Here is a 24,211-nt window from a genome sequence, read left to right as displayed (position 1 = left end):
GGCGGCCGCCTCGTGACCCGCCAGCTGCACCTCAACCTGTTCATCCTGGCCTCCGGCCACCACGAGGCGGCCTGGAGACACCCCTCGTCCACGCCGGAGCGGATGTTCGATCCGGGTTTCTACACCGAACTGGCCCGCGCGGCCGAGGCGGCCGCCTTCGACGCGGTGTTCCTGGCCGACATCCCCAAGCTCGACGACAACATCGAGTTCAACTCGGCCGGCCGGCTCGACCCGATCGTCACCCTGGCCACGGTCGCGGCCGCCACCGAGCGGATCGGGCTGATCGGCACCGCCTCCACCACCTACTCCCACCCCTGGCAGCTGGCCCGCTCGTTCTCCAGCCTGGACCACCTGTCCCGGGGCCGGGCGGCCTGGAACATCGTCACCACCGACTCCCCGGCCGCGGCCCGGAACTTCGGGCTGGACGCCAGTCCGGACGCCGCCACCCGCTACGAGCGCGCCGACGAGTACGTGGACGCGGTGCTCAAACTCTGGGACAGCTGGGAGGACGAGGCGATCCGGCTGGACCGGGCCGCGGGCCGCTACCTCGACCCGTCCCGCATCCACCACCCCGGCCTGCGCACCCAGCACGTTCGCGTGGCCGGCGCACTCACCGCGCCCCGGCCGCCGCAGGGCTACCCGGTGCTGGTGCAGGCCGGCTCCTCCAACCACGGCCGCGCGTTCGCCGCCAAGTACGCCGAGGCCATCTTCACCGCCCAGCAGCACATCGACGACGCCCGCGCCTTCTTCGCCGACGTGAAGGGCCAGGCCGCCGCCCGAGGCCGCGACCCCGAGCACGTCAAGGTCCTGCCCGGTCTCAGCCCGGTCATCGGGGGCACCGAGGAGGAGGCGCTGCGGCTGCAGGCCGAACTCAACGAGCTCACGGTGCCGGCGTTCGGGCTGATGCAGCTGAAGGACTTCGCCTACGTCGACCTGGACCACCTCGGCCTCGACGACCTGGTGCCGGAGGAGGCCTTCGCCGGGGCGGGCGACGTGACCGACAACCTCAAGAGCCGCACGCAGGTCTACGCCGACATCGTCCGCCGCGAGAAGCCGACCCTGCGGGAACTGCTGCACAAGCTCGCGGGGGCCCGCGGGCACAAGGTCCTGGCCGGCACCCCGGAGCAGGTGGCCGATCACATGGAGCACTGGTTCAGCAGCGGCGCGGCCGACGGCTTCAACGTCATGCCGCCCTCGCTGCCGGGCGGGCTCGACGCCTTCGCGGAGACAGTGGTGCCCCTGCTACGCAAGCGCGGCCTGTTCCGGGAGGGGTACACCGGTACGACACTGCGGGAACACCTGGGCCTTCCTCGCCCGGACAACCAGTACACGCGGTGAGACCATCGGGGCGGACTCACCCGGAGAGGACACCCCGTTCATGACCTTCCCGCACCGTCTGCCGACCCGTCCGATCGCTGACCCGGCCGCCGTAGTGGCCGGCGAGCGTTACCGCATCACCGTGCTGGCCGACGGGCTGGTGCGCCTGGAGTACGCCGAGGACGGCCGGTTCGAGGACCGCGCCTCGACCTTCGCGGTCAATCGCCTGCTGCCGGTTCCGCAGTTCCGGGTGCAGGAGACCGACAGCCACCTGGAGATCGTGACCGAGCGCTTCCGGCTCACCTACGACCGGGGCCCGTTCACCACCAGCGGGCTGAGCCTGGCCGTGCTGGGCGGGGTCAGCAGCTACCACTCGATCTGGCGCTACGGGCAGGACGAGCCCGGGCTGGGCGGCACGGCCCGCACGCTCGACGACACCGGCGGGCCGGTGCCGCTGGAGCCGGGCGTGGCCTCACGCAATGGGTTCGCTGTGATCGACGACTCGGGCTCGTTCCTGTTCGAGGACGACGGCTGGGTCTCGGCCGAGAATGTTCACCGCCAGGACCTGTACGTGTTCGCCTACGGCCGCGACTACCAGGCCGCGCTCCGGGCCTTCTACGCGGTTTCCGGACCCACCCCGGTACTGCCGCGATATGCCCTGGGCAACTGGTGGAGCCGCTACTACCGCTACACCGCCGAGTCGTATCTGGCTCTGATGCAACGGTTCCGGCAGGAGGGCGTCCCGTTCTCGGTCAGCGTGCTGGACATGGACTGGCACCTGGTGGACATCGATCCGGCGCACGGCAGCGGCTGGACGGGCTACACCTGGAATCGCGAGATGTTCCCCGATCCTTCCGCTTTCCTCCAGCAACTGCACCAGATGGGCCTGCACGTGACCCTCAACGTGCACCCGGCCGACGGCGTCCGCTCGTTCGAGGACGCCTACCCGGCCATGGCCGAGGCCCTCGGCCGTGACCCGGGCGACCCGATCGCGTTCGACGTGACCGACCGCGACTTCATGGCCGCGTACTTCGAGGTGCTGCACCGCGGCCTGGAGGATGACGGCGTCGACTTCTGGTGGCTGGACTGGCAGTCCGGGCCGCACTCCCGCGTCGCCGGGATCGACCCGTTGTGGATGCTCAACCACTTCCACTACCTGGACAACCAGCGCAGCGACCGGCGGGCGCTGACCTTCTCCCGCTACGCCGGGCCGGGTAACCACCGCTATCCCATCGGCTTCTCGGGAGACACGGTGATCTCGTGGGAAGCCCTGGCCTTCCAGCCGCACTTCACCGCCACCGCGGCCAATATCGGCTACGGCTGGTGGAGTCACGACATCGGCGGTCACTTCTTCGGTGCTCGTGACGACGAACTGGCCACCCGCTGGCTGCAGTTCGGCGTCTTCTCGCCGATCCTGCGTCTGCACTCGGGCAACAACCCGTTCATCACCAAGGAACCCTGGACGTTCCCGGGCCCCTTCCAGGAGGTGATGACCCAGTTCCTGCGGCTGCGGCACCGTCTGGTGCCCTACCTGCACACCATGAACCACCGGGCCGCCACCGAGGGCCTGCCGCTGGTCCTGCCCATGTACTACGCCTTCGCCGAGGCCGCCGAGGCCTATCAGGTGCCCAACCAGTACCAGTTCGGCAGCCAGTTGCTGGTCGCCGCCATCACCGAACCCACCGATCGCCGCACCGGCCTGGCCCAGGTCAAAGCCTGGCTGCCCGAGGGGATCTGGGTGGATGTGCTCACCGACCTGGTCTACCACGGTGATCGGGAGATCCTGCTGCACCGGGACCTCGGCGCCATCCCGGTTCTGGCGCGCGGTGGCGCCATCGTTCCCCTGGATGCCGCACAGGTTCCGGCGAACGACCTGGCCCACCCCGAGCACCTGGAAGTGCTCGTGATCGTCGGCGCCGACGGGCAGTTCGAACTGATTGAGGACGATGGTGCGCCTCAGGGCGCCCAGGTCACCACTGCGATCGGTTACGTCCACGACAGCGGCACGCTCACCGTCGGCCCGGCCCAGGGGGATGTCAGCCTGGTGCCCCGCACCCGACGCTGGACCTTCACCTTCCCCGCTCTGGCCACCTCTGCCGATCCGGTCGCCACGGTGGACGGACAGCCTGTGGTGGTGCACACGGAACCGGCCAGCCGCCGGATCAGCATCACCGTCGACGACGTTCCGGCCACGTCCGCTCTGCGTCTCGAACTCGGCCACCGACCGCGGCTTCGGGACAACGACGTCCTCAACGACGTCTTCAAACTGCTCGACCGGGCCCAGATCGAGTACCAGACCAAGTCGAAGGTGCTGACGGTCGTCGAGGCGGACCAGCCGGTCCCGGTGCGGCTGTCCCGGCTGCAGGCGCTGAACCTGGAGTCGGCCCTGTTCAGCGCCCTGGGGGAGATCCTGCTGGCTCGCGCCGACTGATCGGGCACCGGTTGCCCAGGATCGCTCTTGCCGGCGCTCACCCGGTGACGTGCTCCAGGACGGCCGGAAGGGTGGTCACGCCGTCGTCGGCCAGGAAATGACCTGCCTGGGGGACGATCTGGGCGACAGTGCCCAGCCGCTGCGCCAAGGCATCGGTCGCCTCGGCCGGAACCAGGGCGTCGTTGTCCGAGCGCAGCACCCTCAGCCGACGGGTGCGGGTGGCGATGCGCTGCAGGGCCTCGTCACTGACGTCACCGGTGATCGGGTCGGCCAGGTAGCCGTCCAGCTGGGGGAGTGCGGGCAGCGGGCCGGTGAATCCGGCGACCAGGGTGAGGCCGCCCAGCTCCCAGGTGCCCGGATCGGCCGGCAGGGTGGCCAGGTGGCGCAGAAGGGTGAGACAGCCCAGCGAGTGCGCGACCAGGTGGGTCCGGGCGTCGACGGGACCGACTGCGGCGGCGGTGGCGGCCAGCCATGCCTCGGCTTCGGGCGCTTGAGGTTCGGGCAGGGCCGGAACTCTGGTCGCGATCCCGAGTGCGGTCAGTTCCTGGCTCAGCCAGCCGAACCAGTGGTCGTCGGGGGTGGCTCCGTAGCCGTGCAGCACGACTACCCGGTCGATCAGCGCTGCCGGGCCGGGGGCGACGAGGTTGTGGGGGCGAAGAGGGCCGTCCATGCGTCCGTAAGGTAGGCAGTGACGTCAGTGTGAGGGTCAAGACCGCCGGGGGCGGGCCGGCGACGAGGGGCGGCACGATGCGGATCGGGCAACTGGCTCAGCTGAGTGGGGTCAGCCGGCGGGCCTTGCGCTACTACGACGAGCAGGGCCTGCTCGTAGCCACGCGCGACGCCAACGGGTTCCGCAACTTCCCCGACGACGCACCGGTCCTGGTTGCGGCGATCCAGGAGATGTACGCGTTCGGCCTGAACTCGGAGATGGTGCGCCGGTTCCTGCCCTGTGCGCGCACCGCTGACCATCGGCTCACCTTCGAGATGTGCCCGCAGTTGCGTGAGGCCCTGGCCGAGCGGCGGGCGGAGGTCACCCGGCGGATCGTCGAGCTGGCCGCTCAGCAGCGTGCGCTGGACGCCCATCTCGTGCCCGGCTGAGGCGAGGCTGTTCGGGTGATCGCACCGGTTGCTCCCGGCCGCAGGTCAACCCGGCTTGGCCGGGGCCCGATACCTCTGGTTGGCGCCGCGTCCGTGCGCATACGGCGGAGGGGGACGAACGGTGGTGGACAAGGCTGGGCGACAGCCGCTGACACGGTTCCTCGCACAGCAGGGGGAGCGCCCGACGCGGCGGGCCCTGCTGATCAGTTCGGCGTTCGCGGTGATCTTCGCGGTCGCGGTGTTCCTGGGCCGGCTGACCGTGGCGGAGGGCACCAACCTGAGCCTGGTGTGGCCGGCGGCCGGGGTCGCGGCGGTGTGGTTCGCGGCTCAGCGCCAGGCGGGCACCCGGCGTCTGGACTACGCCCTGCTGGCCGTGCTGACGTTCGTGATCAACCTGGGCACCGGTGCCTCGCCGCTGCTGGCGCTGTGTTTCGCCGGGGCCAACGTTGTCCAGGTCGGGCTGCTGCACCACCTGCTGCGCCGGTGGAACCCGAAGCTCTGGGGCACCGGCGGTGATGAGCCCCTGACCGGTATGCAGCAGCTCTTCGGGCTGCTCACGGCCTCGGTCGTGGCCACTGCGGCCGGTGGTGTGCTGGGACCGCTGGCGGTGGGGGTGATCACCGGCAACTGGTCGGTGCTGCCGGCCGTGGTCTGGATGGTCCGCAACACGGTCTCGGTGGTGCTGTTCCTCGGGCTGGGCCTGCGGGTGGGGTACCTGATCAGCGCCCATCGCAGCGTGCGGGCCTCCGGTGAGGCGTCGTTCGGGGGCTCGGGCCGGGCCGTCCTGCTGCCCTTCATGCGCCTGAACGGGGCCCGGCGGCTGGAACTGGCCGTTCTGGTGGCGATCTCGGTGGCCGCCTACGTCCTGGTCTTCGTGGTGCTGCCGGAACTGCCGATCGCCTTCCCTCTGCTGGCCCTGACCGTCTGGGCGGCGCTGCGGTTCGACACCACGATCGTGGTGGTGCACGACTTCCTGGCCGGGGCCGCCGCGGTGGTGTTCACCCTGGCCGGGCACGGTCCCTTCACCCTGGTGGAGGACTACGCCACCCGGGCCCTGATCGTGCAGGCCTTCGTCGGCCTGGTCGCGGTGGTCGGCCTGGCCCTGGCGCTGGGGCGCGACGAGCGCGAGGTGCTGCTGTTCCAGGTGCACCAGCGGGCCCGCGAGGCGGAGACGGCCACCCAGGCCAAGTCCGCGTTCCTGGCCACGATGAGCCACGAGATCCGCACCCCGATGAACGCCGTGATCGGCATGTCCGGCCTGCTCATGGACACCCGGCTGGACGCGCAGCAGCGTGAGTTCGCCCAGACCGTCCGCGACAGCGGCGAGGCGCTGCTGACGGTCATCAACGACATCCTGGACTTCTCCAAGATCGAGTCGGGCAACCTCGAGCTGGAGGAGCACCCGTTCGAGCTGGAGGACTGCATCGACAGTGCGGCGGCGGTGACGGCCCTGGCCGCCAGCCGCAAGGGCCTGGAGATGGTGGTCCGGGTGGACGAGCGGTGCCCGTCGGTGCTGGTCGGTGACGTGACCCGGTTCCGGCAGGTGATCGTCAACCTGCTCGGCAACGCGGTGAAGTTCACCGACAAGGGCGAGGTGGTCCTGGAGGTGTCGGTGGCCGAGCCACCGGCCGACCTCCCGCCCGGCCGGGTGCAGATCCAGGTCTGCGTGCGCGACACCGGTATCGGGATCCCGAAGGAGCGCACCGGCCGCCTGTTCCAGGCCTTCACCCAGGTCGACGCCTCCAACACCCGGGTCTACGGCGGCACCGGGCTGGGGCTGGTGATCAGCCGCCGCCTGGCCCAGGCGCTGGGCGGCGACCTCAGCGTGGAGAGCGAGGTGGGGCAGGGGTCGGAGTTCACCTTCACCGCCCAGATGCAGGTGGCGCCGGAGCGGCGGCGCGAGCGCTACGACACGGTCCTGTCCGAGTCGCTGGCCGGGCGGCGGGTTCTGGTGGTCGACGACAACGCGACGAACCGGCGGGTGCTGCAGCTGCTGCTGAACCGCTGGGGCATGATCAGTGTCGAGGTGGACGGGCCGCTGCCGGCCATCGACCTGATCGCCAAGGGTGAGCCGATCGACGTCGCGGTGGTCGACCTGCACATGCCGGACATGGACGGCGTCCAGATGGCCGAGCGCATCCGGGAACTGCCCGCTGGGCGCGACCTTCCGATGGTGATGCTCAGCAGCATGGACTGGCGCCCGGCCGACCGGGGCCGGCTGTTCGCCGCGGTCATGACGAAACCGGTGCGGGCACGGCAGTTACGCACCTACCTGGAAGACATCTTCGCGCCGGTGGAGTCGGTGCTGCGCACGGTCGAGGCCACCGGAGGGCGGCGGGCCCGCGATCCGCAGCCCGGGCCGGTGCGGGCCGCGCGCAGCCTGAAAGTCCTTGTGGCCGACGACAATCAGATCAACCAGAAGGTGGCCCAGGTCATGCTGACCCAGCTGGGACACCAGGTCGACACCGTGGCCAACGGCCGGGAGGCGTTCGAGGCGGTGAACCGGGTGGAGTACGACCTGGTGCTGATGGACGTGCACATGCCGGAGATGGACGGTCTCGACGCCACCCGGATGATCCGGGCCCAGGCGCCGCCGGGGCAGCGGGACGTGCCGATCCTCGCGCTCACCGCCAGCGCCCAGGCCGAGGACCGGGACGCCTGCCTGCGCGCCGGCATGAGCTCGTTCCTGACCAAGCCCATCCGCAAGGCCGAACTGGCCCGGGCGTTCGAGGACATCTTCCCGCCGGAGCCCACGGCGGTGGGTGAGGACGTGACCCACCCGGCCCAGCCCTTGGGATGATCTTTCGTGATGCGCGCTCCGAAGAGTGGGGCTAGCTTTCTCGTCGTCCGGAGAAATCACGACGGGTCGTTCGAAAGGGTTGCAGCATCATGTCGTTCATTTGGGCCATCATCGCGGGACTCATCGTTGGTGCGATCGCCCGGCTCGTCCTTCCGGGCCGGCAGAACATCCCGATCTGGCTGACCATCCTGCTGGGTATCGTCGGTGCGGTCGTGGGTAACGCCGCCGCCGTCGCCCTGGGGGTCGGCGAGACCAACGGGATCGACTGGATCCGCCACATCATCCAGGTCGCGGTCGCCGCTGGTCTGATCGTCCTGGCGGAGCCGCTGTACTCGCGCCGCTCCGTGCGCCACTGATCTTCACCGATCAGCACCGCAGTAGCTTCCGAGAGGCTCCAGGCTCAGGCCTGGAGCCTCTCAGCTGTTTGCTCCTCGGCGCGCATGCTCAGACCGGGCCGGTGGTGCAGGTAGGAACTGCCCGGCCGGGACTTGGCCGAGTACTTGGCCGAGTACATGGCCACGTCGGCCCGGCGCAGCAGCACGTCCGGGTCCTCCAGCGCGGTCCCGGTGGCGATGCCGATGCTGACCCCCACCACGAGGGCCTGCGACCCGAGCAGGACGGGTTGTTCGAGGGCCTGCACGATCCGCTGGGCCACCTCGTCGGCCGCCCGGGCCCCGCCGCCGCGTAGTGCGACCACGAACTCGTCGCCGCCCAGTCGCGCCACGATGTCGCCCGGCCCGACGGTGGCACGCAGCCGTTCGGCCACGGCTGTCAGCAGATGGTCGCCGGCGGCGTGGCCGAAGATGTCGTTGATCTGCTTGAACCCGTTCAGGTCGAGGAGCAGGACGGCCAGTTCGCCGTCGCCGGGGCGGACCCGGCTGCCGTCGAGCTGCTCGTGCAGATAGGCCCGGTTGGCCAGCCGGGTCAGGCCGTCGTGCCGGGCACTGTGGTGCAGTTCACCGAGGATGCGGTGGTTCTCCTTCAGCACGCTCACCTGGCGCACCGTGACCAGGGCGGTCACCCCCGCAGCACCCACGACCACCACCTCGTCGACCGTGCCGCCGGGGCCGAAGGCATCGAGCAGCAGGAGCAGGTGCACCGCCCCCACCGCGGCGTAGGGCAGCAGCGAGTACGAGCGTCGCGGGGCGGAGACGTCGGGCGAGAAAGGCACCGGGCCCAGCCTGCGCTGGCGTTCCGCGGCGGCGGTGGCGAGCATGAAGCACAGCGGATTGCCCACCATCGTGCCGAACAGGTAGGGCCGGAAGTCGTCCAGGTAGGGCTGCAGGGAAGGTGCCACCGTCCCGATCACCGATCCGGCGATGATCAAGGTCAGCACCGATCCGCGCACCACCCGCTGCCCGGACAGCAGCACCTTGGCGAAGGCGAAGACCACCACCATGGCGGCCACGGTCAGGGCCATGGAGGCGAAGACCTGGCCACCCTCCATCGCCATCCGGCGGGTCTGCACGTGCCACAGCAGCACGCCGGCGCCGACCATGATGACGCCGGCGTCCAGCACCAGGCGGGCGTTGTCGCTCTTGCTCCGGGCCAGCAGGGGCAGCCGCAGCAGGGCGCAGATGATCGTCGCCATGGCCAGGGAGGCCCCGGCCACGAGCACCGGCGTGGCGTGCGGGCCGCCGATCTCCGGCTGCCGCCACACGTCCACGCCCTGCCCGCTCAGCGCCACGCCCAGGATGCCGATCGCGCAGCTCAGGGTGAGCCAGAAGCGGCGCTGGGCCGGGTCCACGGTGCAGGCGCGAGCGGTGCGGGCGAACGCGAAGGCGGCAACCGCGGCGGCCAGCGGGGTCGGCAGCCACAGCAGCGCCGAGACCGGGGCCGAGGGCCGGTACGAGCCGGCCAGGCACACCACGAAGGTGACCACGGCCAGCGTGGCCAGGAGCCCGGCGGCCCGCGTCGGCCAGGAGATCGGTGGGACGGGCAGGCGCCGATGCACGCTCGTCCTCCGCTGACCCACGTCGCCGGTCCAGGCCGGGCCCTGGCTGTCGGTGCTACCCGTCGGTCAGGAAGTACCGCATCTGAGGTGTGCGGGTCCTTGGGATCAGTACTGGTAGGCCGGGTAGGTCAGGTAGCCCTGGTCGCCGCCGGCGTAGAACGTCTCCTGGTCGGCGTGTGCGAGCGGCAGGCCGGCCCGCAGCCGCTCGACCAGGTCGGGGTTGGCCAGGTAGGCCCGGGCGAAGCTGATCAGGTCGGCCCCCAGCCCGAGCCAGTGGTCGGCGGCGGCCCGGTCGGCGCGGGCGGCGGGGTCGGCCGACCGGATGGGGTTGACGATGAGCGTCCCGGGCCAGGCACGTCGTAGTCCCAGCAGGGTCTCCTCGTCGGTCGCCGTGGTCAGGTGCACGTAGGCCAGGTCGAGCTTGGCCAGTTCACCCAGCAGGGCGCCGTACAGCTGTGGGACGTCCTCGTCGACGGCGTCCCAGATCCCGGCGCCGGGGGAGAGCCGGATCCCGACCCGGTGGGCGCCGACCGCGTCGGCCGTGGCCGCGGCGGCCTCGACGGCGAAGCGGATGCGCCCGCTCACCGACCCGCCGTAGCGGTCGGTGCGCTGGTTGGCGCTGCTGGAGAGGAACTGGCCGATGAGGTAGCCGTTGGCGCCGTGCAGTTCCACCCCGTCGAAACCGGCGTCCATGGCCCGTGTCGCGGCGCTGGCGTACACCAGGGCCTCCTGCCCGGCCTCGGTGGTGGACAGGGCGCGGGGTACCTGAGCCGGCTGCGGACCGGTGGAGGTGAACACGGTGGTGTTGCGCGCGGCCACGGCGGAGGGCCCGACTGGCTGGATCCCGGTGTGGTCGGAGTGGCCGACCCGGCCGGCGTGCATGATCTGGCCGAAGATCCGCCCGCCGTTGACGTGGACGGCCGAGGTCACCTGCTTCCACGAGTCGGCCTGGGCCTGGTCGGCCAGGCCGGCGCTGTTGGGGTTGGCCTGGCCCTGCCGGCTGGGCTGGATGCCGTCGGTGATGATCAGCCCGGCGGTGGCGCGCTGGGCGAAGTAGGCGGCCATCGACGCGGTGGCCAGGCCCTCGGGGGTGGACCGCACCCGGCTCATCGGGGCCATCACCACCCGGTTGGGCAGGCGCAGGCCGGCCAGGTCGTAGGGCTGCAGGAGGGAGTTCGTTGTGGTCACGCCAAGGACGCTAAAACCTGCCATTGGTGTCAGGGGCAAGTCCGCCTGCCCGGCGGCCGTCAGGGGCCGACGAGCAGGCGGTCATGCGAGCAGAACCTAGCGGTACGACAGCCCGTGGCCGCGCCGGAACAGCGGCTTCACCGAGTCGTCGGCCACGTCCGGCAGCTGGGCTGCGACCGCCTGCTGGCTGGAGGGCAGCTCGAACGGCAGGCGGCCACCGGGCCGGCGCTCGCCGAGGATCGTCTCTAGCAGGACGGAGTCGGAGACACCGTAGTTGGCCAGGACGGCGTCGGCCCGGTCGGTGACGTTCGTCAGGATCAGCGGCCGGTCCAGCTTGGGCACCGCCACGGTGGGCACGCCCGCGTCCACGGCGGCCTGGAAAGCCTGGTAGTCGGGCTCTTTCCCGGTGAAGGCCAGGTCGGTGAGGTCGGCGCCGCCGCGCGGGTCGGACAGGCGGACGATGGCCAGGTCGGCCTGGGCCGGGTCGGTCACCGCGCTCAGCCCCTGGGCCTTGATCGCTTCGGCGCTGATTCCGGGGGCGTAGACCGAGCGCACCTTCTTCGCCTTGGCCGGCAGGGTCTTGGCGTGGTTGGTGAGCAGGGTCAGCGAGGCGGCCTGAGCCTTGTCCCCGACCGCCTGGAAGCGGGCGCTGCCGGAGATCGTGGCGGCGGCCTGCTCATCCACGTAGGGGTTCTCGAACAGGCCGAGCTGGAACTTCTGCACCAGCACCCGCTTGGCGGCCTCGTCCACCCGATCGCGGCTCAGTGAGCCGTTGTTCACGGCCTGGACCACGTAGCTGGGCTCGTTCGAACCGCCCACCTGGTCGACGCCCGCGGTGATGGTCAGGGCGAAGCGTTCCACCACGGACAGGTCCTCCACGCCCCAGGGCATGCCCACGCCCCAGGAGCCGACGAACGAGGCCGGGGGACGGGTGTCGCGGCACACCTGCGGGCAGTTGCCGGTGATGCCCCAGTCCGAGACGATCACCCCGTCGAAGCCGTACCGCCCGCGCAGCAGGTCCTGCAGCATGTACGTGCTGAAGCCGGCCCCGACCTGCTCGACCTTGTGGCCCCGGTGCACCAGGTCTTTCAGGATCGAGTAGGTCGGCATGATGCCGGAGGTCTGGGCATCGAACGCCCCGGTGTACGGCACCAGGTGGGTCTCGAAGTTGTTGCCCGGGAAGGCCGCGTACCGCCCGTAGTAGTAGTGGCTGTCGTAACCGTTGACCTGGGCACCGTATCCGGCCCAGTGCTTGGTCACCGTGGCCACGCTGTCTGCGCCCAGACCGTTGTCGCCGTCCTGCAGTCCGGCGACATAGGCGCGCACCTGCTTCTTGGCGGCCTGGGCGTCGGAGCCGAACGTGCCGTTGATCCGCGTCCACCGGGGTTCGGTGGCCAGATCGGCCTGCGGGGAAAGGCCTTCGGTGATGCCGACGGCGCGGTACTCCTTGCGGATGATGTCGCCGAGCTTCTGGGTCAGGCGCGGGTCGCCGGCGGCGCCCAGGCCGATGGCGTCCGGCATCGCGGTGGTGCCGATCCGGGCGACGGTCTGCCCCTCGGTCACCGAGAAGCCGTTGCGGGGATCGGTCGAGACCACCACCGGGATGCCCAGGGGCTGGCTCTCGGCCGCTTCCTGAACCGTGTTGTTGGCGGCGGCGATCTGCCCTGGAGTGGCCGAGAGCCGGGTGATGAACGTGGTGATGCTGCGCTTGCCCACCAGGTCGGACACCTGGGTGGCGTTGTAGCCGGTGCCGGAGACCGGCAGGGTGCCGTGCACCAGCAGTCCGGCCTTCTGCTCCAGCGTCATCCGTTTCAGCAGGTCGGCGGCCCGCTGGCCGGGGGAGCGGCGCCAGTCCTCGTACGGGGTCAGTTTCCCGTCCCGGTCCAGGTCACGGAACTTCAGGCCGCCGACCGAGATGATCGGCGCCTGGCGGGAACTCAGCTCGGGTTGTCTCGGCCCGGCGGCCTGGGCCGGGCCTGCGCCCACGGCCAGGCCGGCGGTCACGGCGGCCAGTGCCGTGGTGACCAGGGCTGCCTTGGTCCGGGTGCGCCGGTGACTCGCCGGGGACGCCTTCGTCCGCTTGCTCATGGGTTCTCCTTAGATACCGCTGTTCGGCCTCGGCCCGCTCCTTGGGCCGAAGACGTTCCAGTAAGCGCCAGAACAAGCTCAACCGGGCCGCAGCCAGGAGCCGAGCAGCACCTCGATCGCCTGGGACATGTTCACGTCCTGGTCGTAGAGCCACTGCACCTGCAGGCCGTCCATCACCGCGAGCAGGACCCGGGCGACCACCTCGGCGTCCAGGTCGGCGCGCAGCCGGCCCTCCTGCTGGGCCCGGCGCACGTCGTCGGCCGCGTTCTGGCGCAGCCGTTCGTAGCGCTCGGCGAAGTAGGCGTGTGCGGGGGAGTCGCCGGAGGTGGCCTCGGCGGCCAGTTTCGTGAACAGCCGCACCATGCCCGGGCGTTCGGCGTTGTGGTCCATCAGGTCGGCCAGGTTCTCCACCGGGATGACGCCGCCGCCACCCCACTGCGCGCTGTCCTCGCGCTCGCGCTCCTGCAGCACCGCCAGGATCAGGTCGGTCTTGCCGGGGAAGTGGTGCGCGAGCCCGGTCTCGCTGATCCCCACCCGCGCCGCGATCTGCCGCATCGAGGTGGCCCCGTAGCCCTGCTCGGTGAAAACCTCAGCGGCAGCGCGCAGGATCTCGCGTCGTCGTTGAGGTGTCTTGGCGTAGGTGCCCCGGGAACGTCCCGCCGGCGTAGTCATGCGCTGACGCTACGTCGGGAAAGAGAAAATGGGGGACGTGTCCTGCTTTCGTTTGCGCCGAACGGTCAGGCACCGATCGGGTCAGGCCGCGATGGACTCGCCGGGATCGAGGGTGAGCATCGGTGTGGCCGTTGGACCGGTCTCGCCGAGGAACATGCCCATCGAGGCGCGCCCGATCTCACTGAGCATCACGTCGTGGATCTGCACCGTCCGGCGAGGAGCGACAGCCTGCACGAAGTCGATGGCCTCACCGACCTTGAACCACGGCCCACTGACCGGCAGGAGCAGGGTCTCGACCTCGGCGCCGGGCAGCAGATAGGCGTCGCCCGGGTGGAAGACGGTGCCACCGACCACATAGCCGACGTTGTGGGGGACGGCGATACCGGCGTAGATCTGGGCGTGCTCGCCACCCACGGCGCGGATCTCGACTCCGCCGATGTCGAACGTCTCGTGCCCCCGCAGGGCGGTGACCCGGCCCGCGCGGAAGGCGTCGGTGTCTTCGAGGTCCCTGACCACCGAGGCCGGTGCCCACAGGCGCAGTTCGGGGCGGGCGGCGAGCGCGGCGCGCACCTCGTTCGCGGCGAAGTGGTCGAAGTGCTCGTGGGTGACGAGCACGGCGGTGGCGCTCGCCAGCAGTTCCGGGGTGTTGGGAGTGAAAGTGCCCGGATCGAGCAGGATCCGCTGGCTGGCCTCCTCAAGGACGACGGTGGCGTGGGTGTGCTTGGTGAGTTTCACGAGGGCGGGTCTCCATCACGATGTACAACATAGCTGTATATCCAAACTGTACAACATAGTTGTGTACCCTGACGGATCAGAGGCTCACCGACGTCCCAAGTTGTGCACCTATGCTGTACATTTCTGAAAGTGACAACTGAGGACGATCTCGCGGCCGAACTGAGCGAGTCGTTGCGGCAGTCGGTGGGCGCCTTTGTGCGCGCCACACGTTCGCGGGCCGACACCCTGCCGCCGTCACGCTCGGAAACGCTGGGACTGCTGGCCCGTTCGGGCCCGCAGTCGATGGCCGAGCTGGCCGCCGGGCGGGGCGTGAGCCACCAGACGGTCAGCCGGATGGTCACCGAGCTGGAGCAACTGGGGCTCCTCGGCCGCTCACCCAACCCTGAGGACGCGCGCGGCTACCTGATCGCGATCAGCGACCGGGGGCGCTCCGCTCTGGAGGCCGACCGGCAGGCTCGCCGGGACCGGATCGGTGCGGCGATCAGCGCCGTCCTGACGCCGGCCGAGCGAAAGGTCCTGGCCCAGGTGCCCGGGCTGCTCGACCGGTTGTCGCAGGAGATCGCCACCCCGACCTGACCGGTCGCCCCGGCGCCTCAAGAAAAGACCCGAACGGCCGAAGCCTAGAGAGTTGTCCAGGGCCTGGGGGCGAGCGGTGCGGGGCGGTGTGCGGATGCGTACGGCCGGTTTCACTCTGGTGGAACTGCTGGTCGTGATGGTGATGGCCGGGATTCTGGCGGCGATCGCCATCCCGGCCGTTGCCGGGCAACGCCGCCGCGCCGTCGACGGGGACATGAAGAGCGACCTGCGGGCGGTGGCGGCCCGGATGGAGACGTATTTCGCCGATCTGAACAGCTACCCGACCACGATCACCATTTCCGGCAACAACGCCGTCCTGCCCGGCGGGTACACCACCCGGCTCTCGGCGGGCACCACGATGTCGGTGACCACGCCGGCCCGGGCCAACAGCATCCTCACCTACTGCCTGGTGGCCTCGCGCAAGTCCGGGGCCTCGCCGGGCACCCAGAACTGGGTGTGGATCAACGACAAGGGCGGCCTGCAGAGCAGCGGGGTGGTGACGTGCAGCTGAGGGCCCCGAGGACTCTGAGGACTGATCAGCGCGGTTTCACCCTGATCGAGGTGATGGTCGCCCTGGTGCTGATGTCGCTGATCCTGATGTCCGGAGGGATGTTCATGATGCGGGCGATGTACACCTCCTCGTCCCTGGGCACCCGGGACTCGGCCACCACGGTGGCCAACCAGGTCCTGGAGGAGGTGCGGGCCATGGACCCCACGTTCGACGGCGACGATGTGATCCCGCTGGTCTACGGGCGCACCAAGTCGGCAGTGGTGGCGCAGTGGGGCACGGCCGCGAGCGCCGGGGTGGACGTCAGCCAGACCTACGTGGGCAGCGGCAGTACCGACTACGACAACGCCACCTACGACGCGGGCACGCATGCGGTCAGCATCCCGTTGGAGCAGAAGAGGACCTACGGAAACCGCGACTACACCGTTTCCATGCTGATCGGGGCGTGTGCCCGGGCGGACACCGGAGGCGCTTGCACCAAAGGGACGACCGGCTCGCTGTTGCTGCGGGTGGTCGCCCTGGTGCGGTGGAAGAGTCCCCTCGACCAGTGTCCCGCCACCGGATGCACGTACGCCGCGGCGACCCTGATTGATCCGGCCAAGGACCCGCAGTTCAACTCCAGCCGCCGTCCGGTCGCGAACGCCGACAGCGCCTCCACCACCGCCGGCACGTCGGTGGACATCCCCGTGACGTTCAACGACAGCGGAGTCTTCGCCCTCTACGGGGCGGTCTCGCTGATGTCCACCCCGGCCAACGGCACGGTGTCGGTGTACTCCACGAACAACATCGTGAAGTACACGCCCAAATCGGGTTTCGCCGGGATCGACACGTTCACCTACCGTGTGGTGGACACCTCGAACCGGGTCTCGGACGTCGCCGTGGTGACCGTGGTGGTCTCACCGCTGAGCGTGCCCGTGCCCCTGCCCACCTCGATCGGTGGCCTGCTCGGGGCCGCACCGTGAGGGCCCGCGGGGAGGACGGCCTGACCCTGATCGAGATGATCGTGGCGATGACCATCTTCGGTGCGGTGCTGGGCATGTTCGTCACCGTGGTCGCGAACTTCACCGCGATGACCACGAAAACGGTGAACCTGGCCGACCAGAGTGCCGACGCCCGGGTGGTGTACAACCTGTTCGACCGCTCGGTGCGCTCGGCCTCGGCAGTGAACCGGCCGCAGCGCACCGGCAACAACTGGTACGTGGAGTGGCTGTCGACGGTCACCGATCCGGAGCTGTGCACCCAGTGGGTGCTGCGCACCGACACCGACACGCTCGCCCTGCGCACGTGGGTACCGGTCTCGTCCGGCACGACCACCCCGTCGAACTGGCGCACGGTGTCCACCGACGTGGTGAACACCAACGCCCAGGCGCCTTTCGTGTTCACCGCGGCGACCATGACCAGCCCGCTGCAGAGCCTGGGGGTCAACCTGTACTACCAGCGGGGCGCCGACACCGGGCCGACCCAGAGCAACACCACGTTCGTGCTGCTGAACTCCGGGATCTCGGCGCTGTCGAACCCGGACGTGAACGACGACGACGTGAGTGACAAAGAGGTCTGCACCGACATCGCGAACCGGCGGCCCTGATGGGGAATCCCGAGCAACCCTTGGCTGCCCGCGGCGATCAGGGCGTTGCCCTGATCACGGTGGTGGTGGCGATGCTGGTGCTGTCGGCCCTGAGCCTGCTGACCCTGGGTGCGCTGATGTCTCAGGTGGCGCCGGTGGAGTACCAGACCAAGGCCAACCTGACGATCAATGCGGCGAAAGGGGGGATGGACGCCGCCCTGGCGGCGATCCGGAAGGCCACCTACGTGGAGAGCGGCACGACCTACGGCGACCGCGCCAAGCTCCCGTGCTGGACCTCCCAGGTGGGCACGCTGCAGGCACCGATCACCCGGGCGACGGTGAGCTACTCGGTCAGCATCCGCTACTTCAAGAGCGACCCCACCCCGCAGTCCGAGACCTGGCGCACGATCAATGCGCTGCCCTGCACCCAGGGGCTGGGAACATTGATCACCCCGGCCTTCGCCCAGATCACCTCCTCGGCCACCGGTGCCGCGCTGGCGAACCTGCCGGCCAGCTCGGGCGACCGCACCCTGCAGGGCACCTACACGTTCAGCCTGACCAACCCGCAGCTGCCCGGCGGCCTGATCAAGGACCCGCAGGGCCTGTGCTACATCGGAGGCCTGCTGCTGGGATCCGGGGTGACCGTGGGCACCTGCGCCCCCGGCGCGGACGAGCAGATGTGGATCTACACCACCAATTATCAGCTGGTCCTGGTCGCCACCCGCGCGGCGGACGGCACCGGCGGCCTGTGCCTGGGGGCCTCGAGCAGTACCGGGGCCACGGCCATGAAGGTCTGCGACATCACCGACTACGGTCAGCGGTGGGGGGTCAGCGGCAGCAACCCGGTGCACCTCTTCGGCCACCTCGGCGGTCAGTACAACAAGACCTGGTGCCTGGGCCCCGCCACCACCGGATCGGCGGGCAGTCCGGCCGTCGCGAGCACGGGTACCTGCGGCGACGCTGCGCGCGGGGTCTACCCGCAGCCGTCGGTCGGCGCGGGGGCGGCCGGGACACTGGTGAAGACCCAGGAAGAGATTCACCGCAAGCCTTTGCAGTGGGTGAACTACCAGGAGTTCGGCCGGTGCATGGACATCAACGGCTGGAACGTCAGGGCGAGCATCCACATCGTCTACCCGTGCAAGCAGGACCCGATGGCCGGGGCGACCTCGGCCGCCTCACCGGGCTGGAACGAGGTGTTCACCTGGGACATGAACACCAAGTACTTCTACGCCAACGCTGCTTCCAGCAGCAACAAGCCCAGTGACCCGAACGACCCGGCGTACTGCATGAAGAGCCCCAACAAGATCGGCGGGTACGTCGGCTTCTCCACCCTCTGCAGCGCGGTGACCACGGCGACGGCAGCCCCGTTCAAGTGGACGGTGAACCGGGACACGGGAATCTACGCAACGAGTTACACAGTGGTCGACAGCTACGGGCGGTGCCTGGCCAACGGCCCACCGACCGGCAGCTACTCGTCGCTGATCACCAGCACCTGCGACGGCAGCGAGGGGCAGAAGTGGAACGCCCCGGCCGGTTTCGCCCCCTCCGACCTGACCAGCATCCAGGAACTGCGCAACTCGTCCTGATGCCGGTCCGGCCGGAGCGCAAAGGTGTCCGCTGGCCGGAGGTCCCCCGGCCGTCCGCCCGAAAGGATCAGAGCATCCATTGGGGCGAACTGCAGGAGACACACATGATCATCGTCATCGTCGAGTTCGACGTCGCTGCCACCGACCGGCCCGTGGCCCTGGCCCACCTTCACGCGCTGCGGGAAGCGGCCTGTGTGATGCCGGGAAACCTGGCCTACCGGGTGCACGCTTCCCGCGAGAACGAGACCGGCATTACCTTGGTGCAGGAGTGGCAGGACGAAGAGGCGTTCTCGGGCTATCAGACCTCTGATGCCTTCGTGGCCTCCGGCCCGGTACTGCGGCCGCTCATGACCGGGGTCCCGGTGAGCCGCCGGTTCCGGGCCGAGCTGCTGGAGACGGTGGCCTGAGTTCGCGGTGATCTAGGGGAGGAGCGGTGATGGCGCGCGAGGCGTTCGCCTTCGCCCGCACCTTCGCTCCCGGGCCGGCCCGCGACCTGCTGGTGGACCACCACTACCTGCTCTGTGCGTCCTCCGGCGCTCTCCGGCTGGAGGAACCCGGACAGTCGTGGTTACTGCCGCCGGCGAGGGCCGCCCTGATCGAAGCCGGACGACCGATCCGGGTGAGCATCCCGCAGTCGGTGAGCACCGCGTCCGTGCTTTTCAGCACTGGCTTCGCCCCGCAGCCGCCGGCCCCGCTGGCGGTGTTCGATCTCAGCCCGCTGGCCCGCGCGCTGGTGGCGGAGTGCCGCGGCTGGGGTGAGAGCGAGGAGCCACTGTCTGCCTATGCGGCTGCCCTGTTCACCGCCCTGGCCGCGGTGACGTGGCGACTCGCCGAACGCCCGAGCCCGGTCGGGCTGCCGACCGGCCGGTCGGCGGAACTCGGCCAGGCCCTGCAGATCACCCAGGAACGTCTGGGCGATGACCTGCGGTTCGAGGACGTGGCCGCCCGGGTCGGGCTGGCGCCCCGGTCGCTGGCCCGCCGGTTCGAGGACGAGCTGGGCATGACCTGGCGGGCGGTGCTGCGCCGGATGCGGGTGCTACGGGCGATCGAGGAGCTGGCGGCCGGGGACGCGCCGGTCACCCAGGTCGCCTTTGCCGTCGGCTACTCGTCACTGTCGGCGTTCAACGCTGCCTTCCGTGAGCTGACCGGCCGTACTCCGAGCGAGTACCGGGCCAGCTTCCGGCCGTCGTAGAGCCGCGTGAGTCTGGTTGATCGGCAGGTTGGTGCTCTCCGGCCAGGACGATCCGCCCGAACACCTCCCCGGCGTCCATCCGGCGGTGTGCCTCGGCGGCCTGGTCCAGGGGAAGAACGTCGTGGATCACGGCCCGCAGGTCGCCCCGGGCGGATGCCTCGAACTGCTCGCTGCGTGCCTGGCCTCTCTGCGCGGCGGGAATGCTGTCGAGACTGAAGGTAGCCAGCGACCGAGACTGCTGGAACGACTGCAGTAGGCGCGCACCTACGTCCATTGTCGGCATTCCCGCCACAGCACCCACCAGCACGAGACGCCCGTTGGCCGCCAGGCGATCGATGAAGTCGGGGACGTCGGGACCGCCGGCGATGTCAATGATCACGTCGTAGGCTGCTTCTGCGGGGCCGCCGGTCCGATTGAGGACGTTTGTGGCCCCCAGTTCGCGAAGCCGGTCACCTCTGCTCTGGGAGGAGGTGGTCACTGCGACCGCGCCTGCGCCGGCACGGGCGGCGATCTGTACCGCCGCGATACCGATGCTGCCCCCGGCTCCACGGACCAGCACGGATTCACCGGCGCTGAAATGCGCATGTCTAAGCGCGAAGTGAGCGACGGTGGCGGCGCTGCCCAGCGTGGCGGCCTCGATGCTGCTCAGGCCGCTCGGGAGCGCTGTGATGTCTTCGACTGCGGCCACCGCCATCTCGGCGTATCCACCGCTCATGCCGGTGAAAGCCCAGACCTGGCGGTCCTTCCAGGAGGGATCGACCCCGTCGCCGACCGCGACCACGGTGCCGGCGACCTCGCTACCGGGAATCAGGCCCGGCCCGAAATCGGTTCTGCGGATGGTGCCCCGGCGGATCACGGCGTCGACTCCGCCCACCCCGATGGCCTCGGTCGCGATCAGGACCTGTCCAGGGCCGGTCGCTGGGGTGGGAACCTCCACCACGGCCATGCCGCTGGGGTCGCCGAATTCATGAATCACTACTGCGCGCATCGTCTTTCCCGGTGTCTCGTGCGGTGGTGCCGTACAGTCGGGGACGTTAACGGACGCCCGCGTCCGCTTGGAGGAAGTGAGACGGATGGACGATCAGATGCCTCGGCTACGCGCGGATGCGCAGGACAACCGCGACCGATTGCTCGAAGCCGCCCACGCACTGTTCGCCGAACACGGCCTCGACGTCACCATGCGCCAGATCGCCCGCCGGGCCGGAGTGGGCCCGGCCACGCTGTACCGCCGCTTCCCGACCCGGCAGGACCTGATCGAGGCCGCGTTCGCCAACGAACTGCAGGCCTGCAGTTCGATCGTGGAGGACGGATGCGGGGACCCGGACCCGTGGCTGGGGCTGTGCTCGATCATCGAACGGCTCAGCGTGCTCAATGCCCGCAACCACGGCTTCGTCCAGGCTTTCCACGCGGAGAACGCGACCATCGGCGCCCGGGAACACCGCGCCTGCCTGCTGCGCATGGTCACCCGGCTGGCCGAGCGCGCCAAGCTGGCCGGGGCTCTGCGCCAGGACTTCACCGCGGACGACTTCGTGCTCGTGCTGCTCGCCGGCCGCGGCCTGACCACGCTGCCACCACCGCAGCGGGAGGCGGCGGCCCGCCGGTTCGCCGCCCTCAGCATCGACGGACTGCGAGCCCGAGCGTAAAGGTGGCCTGTCAGCTGACCGGATGTACTCCGAGCGGGTACTGGGCCAGCTTGCGGCCCCTGACTGTGCGTCAGGCACTCGTCCGGACGGGTGTTGGGTTGCCTGAGCACGCGTGTTCGCCGACCGGCCGGCCGTAGGGAGCCGGTGGTGACAGGTGCAGGCCGCGGGATCGCGGCGCGAATGCGTAGGTGGATCGGCGATGCGGCGGCCGTGCCCCGACCGGTGCTGTGGGTGCTGGGTGTGGCGGCGGTGGGGCAACTCGTGCTGTGCCTGCGCTGGGACGGTGTGGCGGAAGGGCAGATCTGGCAGGGGGCGCGGATCGTCTGCGTGGCGATGATGCTGGCCGCGACCCTGTGGATCGTGCACTGGCGGGTGCGCCGCACGCCCGGTGAGCGGCGGGTGTGGCGGGTGCTAGGGCTGGCCCTGGCGGTGTTCGGGGTCAGCAGCCTGAGCACGCTGATCCTCGGCCTGGTGCCGGATCTGGCTCACCTGGCCGCGGTCCCGTCGGCGGTGGGCACGTTCATCGCCTTCCCGCTCGCCTTCCGGGCGGTGGTGCGCTGGAGCCGGCGCAGCGCCGGGGTGGATCCGGACGATCTGCTCAACGGCTTCAGTTCGGTGTTCGTGGCCGCCGCTGCGATCGGCTGTGTGCTGGCCTGGGCCCACCCGGCGGACGGTCAGACGCTGCTGCTGACCACCCTGTCGTGGGGCCAGCAGCTCACCGCGGCGCAGAGTGCGGTGTGGGTGATTCTGGTGTTCAGCGCGCTGACGGCCGCATCGGTCAGCCGCCTGTACCGGGACGTGCGCATCTGGCTGGTCACCGGCGCCTACGCCCTGGCCGGCAGCAGCAGCGCAGCCGCGTGGTTCAGCGACGGGGCCCGGCCGGGCTGGACCGTGGCGGTGTGGTGTGTGGGGCTGCTCCTGGTCAGCGCGGCGGCGCTGCGCCCGGTGCGGTTCGTCCCGGTCGCCGCCTCGGACCCGGTCAAGTCCACCGTCGGTGCCTTCGTGATCGTCAGCGCGGGCGTCGCGGTGCTGGTGACCGCTCTGCTCACCGGCGTCCCGGCGATCGTGTCGCTGTTCGCGGCGGCGGCCGTGATGGGTTCCAGCGTGCGCCTGCTGGTCAACCTGCACGAACTGCTGCAGCTGGAGGCCAGCCGGGCCCAGGCCCTGACCGACGAGCTGACCGGCACCGCCAACCGCCGCGCGCTGCTGGCCCACCTGAACTCGACCCTGGCCCACGGCACCACGACCCAGCTGATCGTCTTCGACCTCGACCACTTCAAGGAGGTCAACGACGGCCTCGGCCACGGGGCCGGCGACGACCTGCTGCGGATGGTCACCCAGCGCCTGCAGGACAAGCTGCCGGAGGGAGCCGTGCTGGGGCGGTTGGGTGGCGACGAGTTCGCCGTGGTCACCACCGGTGCCGCCACCGGGGCGACGCTGCCGGCGCTGGACGAGGTGTTCGCCGAGCCCTTCCAGCTGACGCAAATGAGTGTGCACATCGACCTCAGCATCGGCCTGGCCTACTGGCAGCCCGACGCCCAGGCAGGCATAGGCCTGGATGCGGCCACCCTGATGCGGCAGGCCGACACCGCCATGTACGACGCCAAGCGCAACGACCTCAGAGCGGTCACCTACGACCCGGAGCGTCACGCCGACCCGCAGGGCCTGCTGTCCATGGTGGGGGAGCTGCGCCGGGCGATCAGCACCGGGCAGCTCGTCGTGCACTACCAGCCCCAGTTGCATGCCGGCCGGCCGGTCGCCGGCCGGGCCGGGCAGCTGGCCGGGGTGGAGGCGCTGGTGCGCTGGCAGCACCCGCGCCTGGGGCTGCTGCTGCCGGCCGACTTCCTGCCCCTGGCCGAGTCGCACGGCCTGATGGACGCCATCACCCACCAGGTGCTCGCCCAGGCGGTCGCCCAGCAGGCCCAGTGGCGGGCCACCGGCCGAGACATCCGCGTGTCGGTGAACCTTTCGGCCGGCACGCTGCTGGACGCCTCACTGCCCCGGACCGTGGACCAGCTCCTGGCCCAGCACCGGGTGCCCGCCACCTCCCTGGTCCTCGAGGTGACCGAGACCGCGCTGCTGCGCGAGCCCGACCGCAGCCTGCTGGTGGTCGAGGCGCTGCGGGCGATGGGCGCCCAGGTGAGCATCGACGACTTCGGCACCGGCTACTCGTCCCTGACCCAGCTGCGTCAGCTCCCGGTCAGCGAGCTCAAGCTGGACCGCTCGTTCACCGTCGACCTGCTCACCGACCCCCGGGCCGCCGCCATCGTGGCCAACACCATCGCCCTGGCCCACGACCTGAGGCTGCGGGTCGTCGCCGAGGGGGTGGAGGACGAGCCCACCCTGGCCGCCCTGTCCGACCTGACCTGCGACGAGACCCAGGGCTACCTGCACACCCAGCCGCTGTCGGCGCAGGCCTTCGACGGCTGGCTGCAGCGCCACGAGAGCGGCGCCGGCCTCACGTCGTCCTCGCAGGTGGCGGTCTGAACGAAGAAGCCCGGCCGTCAGGCGGCGTCGGGCCGGGCCAGCTGCTGCACGACCCGAAGCAGATCTTCAAGGGGAACCGACAGATTGGCCGGCCGCTCGGCGCTGCGGCGCAGCCCCTCTTCGATCCAGGCCCGCATCAGGACCGACGGCTTCACTCCCTGCCGTCTGGCCTCGCTCTCGACGGCCTGAGCCATCGCCATGGACAGACGGAGAGTCTTGTTCACTTCGAGATTCTCGGCATCGAGATCCGGCGCCTGGGCAGGCTCTCCCTCGGCAATGAGCTCCGAATGATCCATGTTCAGAATGTCCCGTGCCGACTGTGCATCCATGATCAGTTCCCTCCTCGGGCCCGTCGGAAGCTGGCAATCTCGG

Annotated in this window: 22 protein-coding genes; 14 read left to right on the top strand and 8 right to left on the bottom strand. The window is 70.1% G+C overall.

Going from position 1 to position 24,211, the window contains the following annotated elements; genetic code table 11:
• Positions 1 to 12 precede the first annotated feature (12 nt).
• Together QSK18_RS18970 and QSK18_RS18965 are read left to right on the top strand one after the other, a co-directional pair.
• Positions 13 to 1,338, top strand: coding sequence for an LLM class flavin-dependent oxidoreductase (locus tag QSK18_RS18970; RefSeq protein WP_232809674.1), 1,326 nt, complete (start codon positions 13 to 15; stop codon positions 1,336 to 1,338).
• Between the two features lie 40 nt (positions 1,339 to 1,378).
• The gene (locus tag QSK18_RS18965; protein ID WP_232809675.1) at positions 1,379 to 3,748 is read left to right on the top strand and encodes a glycoside hydrolase family 31 protein; all 2,370 of its coding nucleotides are present in this window, start codon (positions 1,379 to 1,381) and stop codon (positions 3,746 to 3,748) included.
• 37 nt (positions 3,749 to 3,785) lie between these two features.
• On the opposite strand, the gene QSK18_RS18960 is transcribed toward QSK18_RS18965, so the two are convergent.
• Positions 3,786 to 4,418, bottom strand: a complete 633-nt coding sequence (locus tag QSK18_RS18960) for an RBBP9/YdeN family alpha/beta hydrolase (RefSeq protein WP_232809676.1) — start codon at positions 4,416 to 4,418, stop codon at positions 3,786 to 3,788.
• Between the two features lie 29 nt (positions 4,419 to 4,447).
• Between QSK18_RS18960 and QSK18_RS18955 the strand changes: the two genes are divergently transcribed.
• The 3 genes from QSK18_RS18955 (at position 4,448) to QSK18_RS18945 (ending at position 8,002) form a co-directional block, all read left to right on the top strand.
• A complete protein-coding gene (locus tag QSK18_RS18955) occupies positions 4,448 to 4,846 on the top strand; it encodes a MerR family transcriptional regulator (RefSeq protein WP_285621160.1) in 399 nt (132 codons plus the stop codon).
• 121 nt (positions 4,847 to 4,967) lie between these two features.
• Positions 4,968 to 7,646, top strand: coding sequence for a hybrid sensor histidine kinase/response regulator (locus tag QSK18_RS18950; protein WP_285621156.1), 2,679 nt, complete (start codon positions 4,968 to 4,970; stop codon positions 7,644 to 7,646).
• Between the two features lie 89 nt (positions 7,647 to 7,735).
• On the top strand, positions 7,736 to 8,002 hold the full coding sequence (locus tag QSK18_RS18945) for a GlsB/YeaQ/YmgE family stress response membrane protein (protein ID WP_232809679.1): 267 nt from the start codon (positions 7,736 to 7,738) through the stop codon (positions 8,000 to 8,002).
• 44 nt (positions 8,003 to 8,046) lie between these two features.
• On the opposite strand, the gene QSK18_RS18940 is transcribed toward QSK18_RS18945, so the two are convergent.
• The 5 genes from QSK18_RS18940 to QSK18_RS18920 form a co-directional block, all read right to left on the bottom strand.
• On the bottom strand, positions 8,047 to 9,600 hold the full coding sequence (locus QSK18_RS18940; protein ID WP_232809680.1) for a GGDEF domain-containing protein: 1,554 nt from the start codon (positions 9,598 to 9,600) through the stop codon (positions 8,047 to 8,049).
• Positions 9,601 to 9,705: 105 nt separating this feature from the next.
• On the bottom strand, positions 9,706 to 10,788 hold the full coding sequence (locus QSK18_RS18935) for an oxidoreductase (RefSeq protein ID WP_285621152.1): 1,083 nt from the start codon (positions 10,786 to 10,788) through the stop codon (positions 9,706 to 9,708).
• Positions 10,789 to 10,884: 96 nt separating this feature from the next.
• The gene (locus QSK18_RS18930) at positions 10,885 to 12,876 is read right to left on the bottom strand and encodes a glycoside hydrolase family 3 protein (RefSeq protein ID WP_232809681.1); all 1,992 of its coding nucleotides are present in this window, start codon (positions 12,874 to 12,876) and stop codon (positions 10,885 to 10,887) included.
• 78 nt (positions 12,877 to 12,954) lie between these two features.
• Positions 12,955 to 13,548: a TetR/AcrR family transcriptional regulator gene (locus QSK18_RS18925; protein ID WP_232809682.1), complete on the bottom strand. Its 594-nt coding sequence runs from the start codon at positions 13,546 to 13,548 to the stop codon at positions 12,955 to 12,957.
• Positions 13,549 to 13,629: 81 nt separating this feature from the next.
• Positions 13,630 to 14,283, bottom strand: a complete 654-nt coding sequence (locus tag QSK18_RS18920; protein ID WP_232809683.1) for an MBL fold metallo-hydrolase — start codon at positions 14,281 to 14,283, stop codon at positions 13,630 to 13,632.
• Positions 14,284 to 14,412: 129 nt separating this feature from the next.
• On the opposite strand from QSK18_RS18920, the gene QSK18_RS18915 reads away from it, so the two are divergent.
• From QSK18_RS18915 to QSK18_RS18885, 7 genes are all read left to right on the top strand, one after another.
• Positions 14,413 to 14,859: a MarR family winged helix-turn-helix transcriptional regulator gene (locus QSK18_RS18915; RefSeq protein WP_232809684.1), complete on the top strand. Its 447-nt coding sequence runs from the start codon at positions 14,413 to 14,415 to the stop codon at positions 14,857 to 14,859.
• A 52-nt stretch (positions 14,860 to 14,911) separates the two neighbouring features.
• Complete coding sequence (locus QSK18_RS18910) at positions 14,912 to 15,370, top strand: type IV pilin protein (RefSeq protein ID WP_232809685.1); 459 nt, start codon at positions 14,912 to 14,914, stop codon at positions 15,368 to 15,370.
• Complete coding sequence (locus tag QSK18_RS18905) at positions 15,361 to 16,329, top strand: Ig-like domain-containing protein (RefSeq protein WP_232809686.1); 969 nt, start codon at positions 15,361 to 15,363, stop codon at positions 16,327 to 16,329. The genes QSK18_RS18910 and QSK18_RS18905 overlap by 10 nt, the downstream gene beginning before the upstream one ends.
• The gene (locus tag QSK18_RS18900) at positions 16,326 to 16,952 is read left to right on the top strand and encodes a PulJ/GspJ family protein (protein ID WP_232809687.1); all 627 of its coding nucleotides are present in this window, start codon (positions 16,326 to 16,328) and stop codon (positions 16,950 to 16,952) included. The genes QSK18_RS18905 and QSK18_RS18900 overlap by 4 nt, the downstream gene beginning before the upstream one ends.
• The gene (locus QSK18_RS18895) at positions 16,952 to 18,517 is read left to right on the top strand and encodes an RICIN domain-containing protein (protein ID WP_232809688.1); all 1,566 of its coding nucleotides are present in this window, start codon (positions 16,952 to 16,954) and stop codon (positions 18,515 to 18,517) included. Before QSK18_RS18900 ends, QSK18_RS18895 begins: the two co-directional genes overlap by 1 nt.
• 104 nt (positions 18,518 to 18,621) lie before the next feature.
• Positions 18,622 to 18,924, top strand: a complete 303-nt coding sequence (locus QSK18_RS18890) for a putative quinol monooxygenase (protein WP_232809689.1) — start codon at positions 18,622 to 18,624, stop codon at positions 18,922 to 18,924.
• Between the two features lie 29 nt (positions 18,925 to 18,953).
• Complete coding sequence (locus QSK18_RS18885; RefSeq protein ID WP_232809690.1) at positions 18,954 to 19,709, top strand: AraC family transcriptional regulator; 756 nt, start codon at positions 18,954 to 18,956, stop codon at positions 19,707 to 19,709.
• Here QSK18_RS18885 and QSK18_RS18880 read toward each other — a convergent pair.
• On the bottom strand, positions 19,639 to 20,697 hold the full coding sequence (locus QSK18_RS18880; RefSeq protein WP_232809691.1) for a zinc-binding dehydrogenase: 1,059 nt from the start codon (positions 20,695 to 20,697) through the stop codon (positions 19,639 to 19,641). The genes QSK18_RS18885 and QSK18_RS18880 overlap by 71 nt on opposite strands.
• A gap of 85 nt (positions 20,698 to 20,782) precedes the next feature.
• On the opposite strand from QSK18_RS18880, the gene QSK18_RS18875 reads away from it, so the two are divergent.
• Together QSK18_RS18875 and QSK18_RS18870 are read left to right on the top strand one after the other, a co-directional pair.
• Positions 20,783 to 21,352 (top strand): TetR/AcrR family transcriptional regulator, encoded by a 570-nt coding sequence (locus tag QSK18_RS18875; RefSeq protein WP_232809692.1) that lies wholly within the window; start codon positions 20,783 to 20,785, stop codon positions 21,350 to 21,352.
• A 147-nt stretch (positions 21,353 to 21,499) separates the two neighbouring features.
• Positions 21,500 to 23,839, top strand: coding sequence for a putative bifunctional diguanylate cyclase/phosphodiesterase (locus QSK18_RS18870; protein ID WP_285621136.1), 2,340 nt, complete (start codon positions 21,500 to 21,502; stop codon positions 23,837 to 23,839).
• A gap of 17 nt (positions 23,840 to 23,856) precedes the next feature.
• Here QSK18_RS18870 and QSK18_RS18865 read toward each other — a convergent pair whose 3' ends face one another.
• Entirely contained in the window at positions 23,857 to 24,168 is a 312-nt protein-coding gene (locus tag QSK18_RS18865) for a hypothetical protein (protein WP_232809694.1), read from the bottom strand.
• Positions 24,169 to 24,211 lie beyond the last annotated feature (43 nt).

The sequence above is a fragment of the Kineosporia sp. NBRC 101677 genome, assembly GCF_030269265.1.
Classification (GTDB): Bacteria; Actinomycetota; Actinomycetes; order Actinomycetales; family Kineosporiaceae; genus Kineosporia; species Kineosporia rhizophila.
The sequence above is the reverse complement of the archived record's forward strand: the minus strand, read 5'-3'. Positions and strand labels throughout refer to the sequence as shown.

Bases quoted from the DNA above. Each gene is read 5' to 3' on its own strand.
- QSK18_RS18965 (WP_232809675.1), top strand. From the start codon at position 1,379: ATGACCTTCCCGCACCGTCTGCCGACCCGTCCGATCGCTGACCCGGCC.
- QSK18_RS18960 (WP_232809676.1), bottom strand. From the start codon at position 4,418: ATGGACGGCCCTCTTCGCCCCCACAACCTCGTCGCCCCCGGCCCGGCA.
- QSK18_RS18945 (WP_232809679.1), top strand. From the start codon at position 7,736: ATGTCGTTCATTTGGGCCATCATCGCGGGACTCATCGTTGGTGCGATC.
- QSK18_RS18930 (WP_232809681.1), bottom strand. From the start codon at position 12,876: ATGAGCAAGCGGACGAAGGCGTCCCCGGCGAGTCACCGGCGCACCCGG.
- QSK18_RS18925 (WP_232809682.1), bottom strand. From the start codon at position 13,548: ATGACTACGCCGGCGGGACGTTCCCGGGGCACCTACGCCAAGACACCT.
- QSK18_RS18895 (WP_232809688.1), top strand. From the start codon at position 16,952: ATGGGGAATCCCGAGCAACCCTTGGCTGCCCGCGGCGATCAGGGCGTT.
- QSK18_RS18890 (WP_232809689.1), top strand. From the start codon at position 18,622: ATGATCATCGTCATCGTCGAGTTCGACGTCGCTGCCACCGACCGGCCC.
- QSK18_RS18885 (WP_232809690.1), top strand. From the start codon at position 18,954: ATGGCGCGCGAGGCGTTCGCCTTCGCCCGCACCTTCGCTCCCGGGCCG.
- QSK18_RS18880 (WP_232809691.1), bottom strand. From the start codon at position 20,697: ATGCGCGCAGTAGTGATTCATGAATTCGGCGACCCCAGCGGCATGGCC.
- QSK18_RS18875 (WP_232809692.1), top strand. From the start codon at position 20,783: ATGGACGATCAGATGCCTCGGCTACGCGCGGATGCGCAGGACAACCGC.
- QSK18_RS18865 (WP_232809694.1), bottom strand. From the start codon at position 24,168: ATGGATGCACAGTCGGCACGGGACATTCTGAACATGGATCATTCGGAG.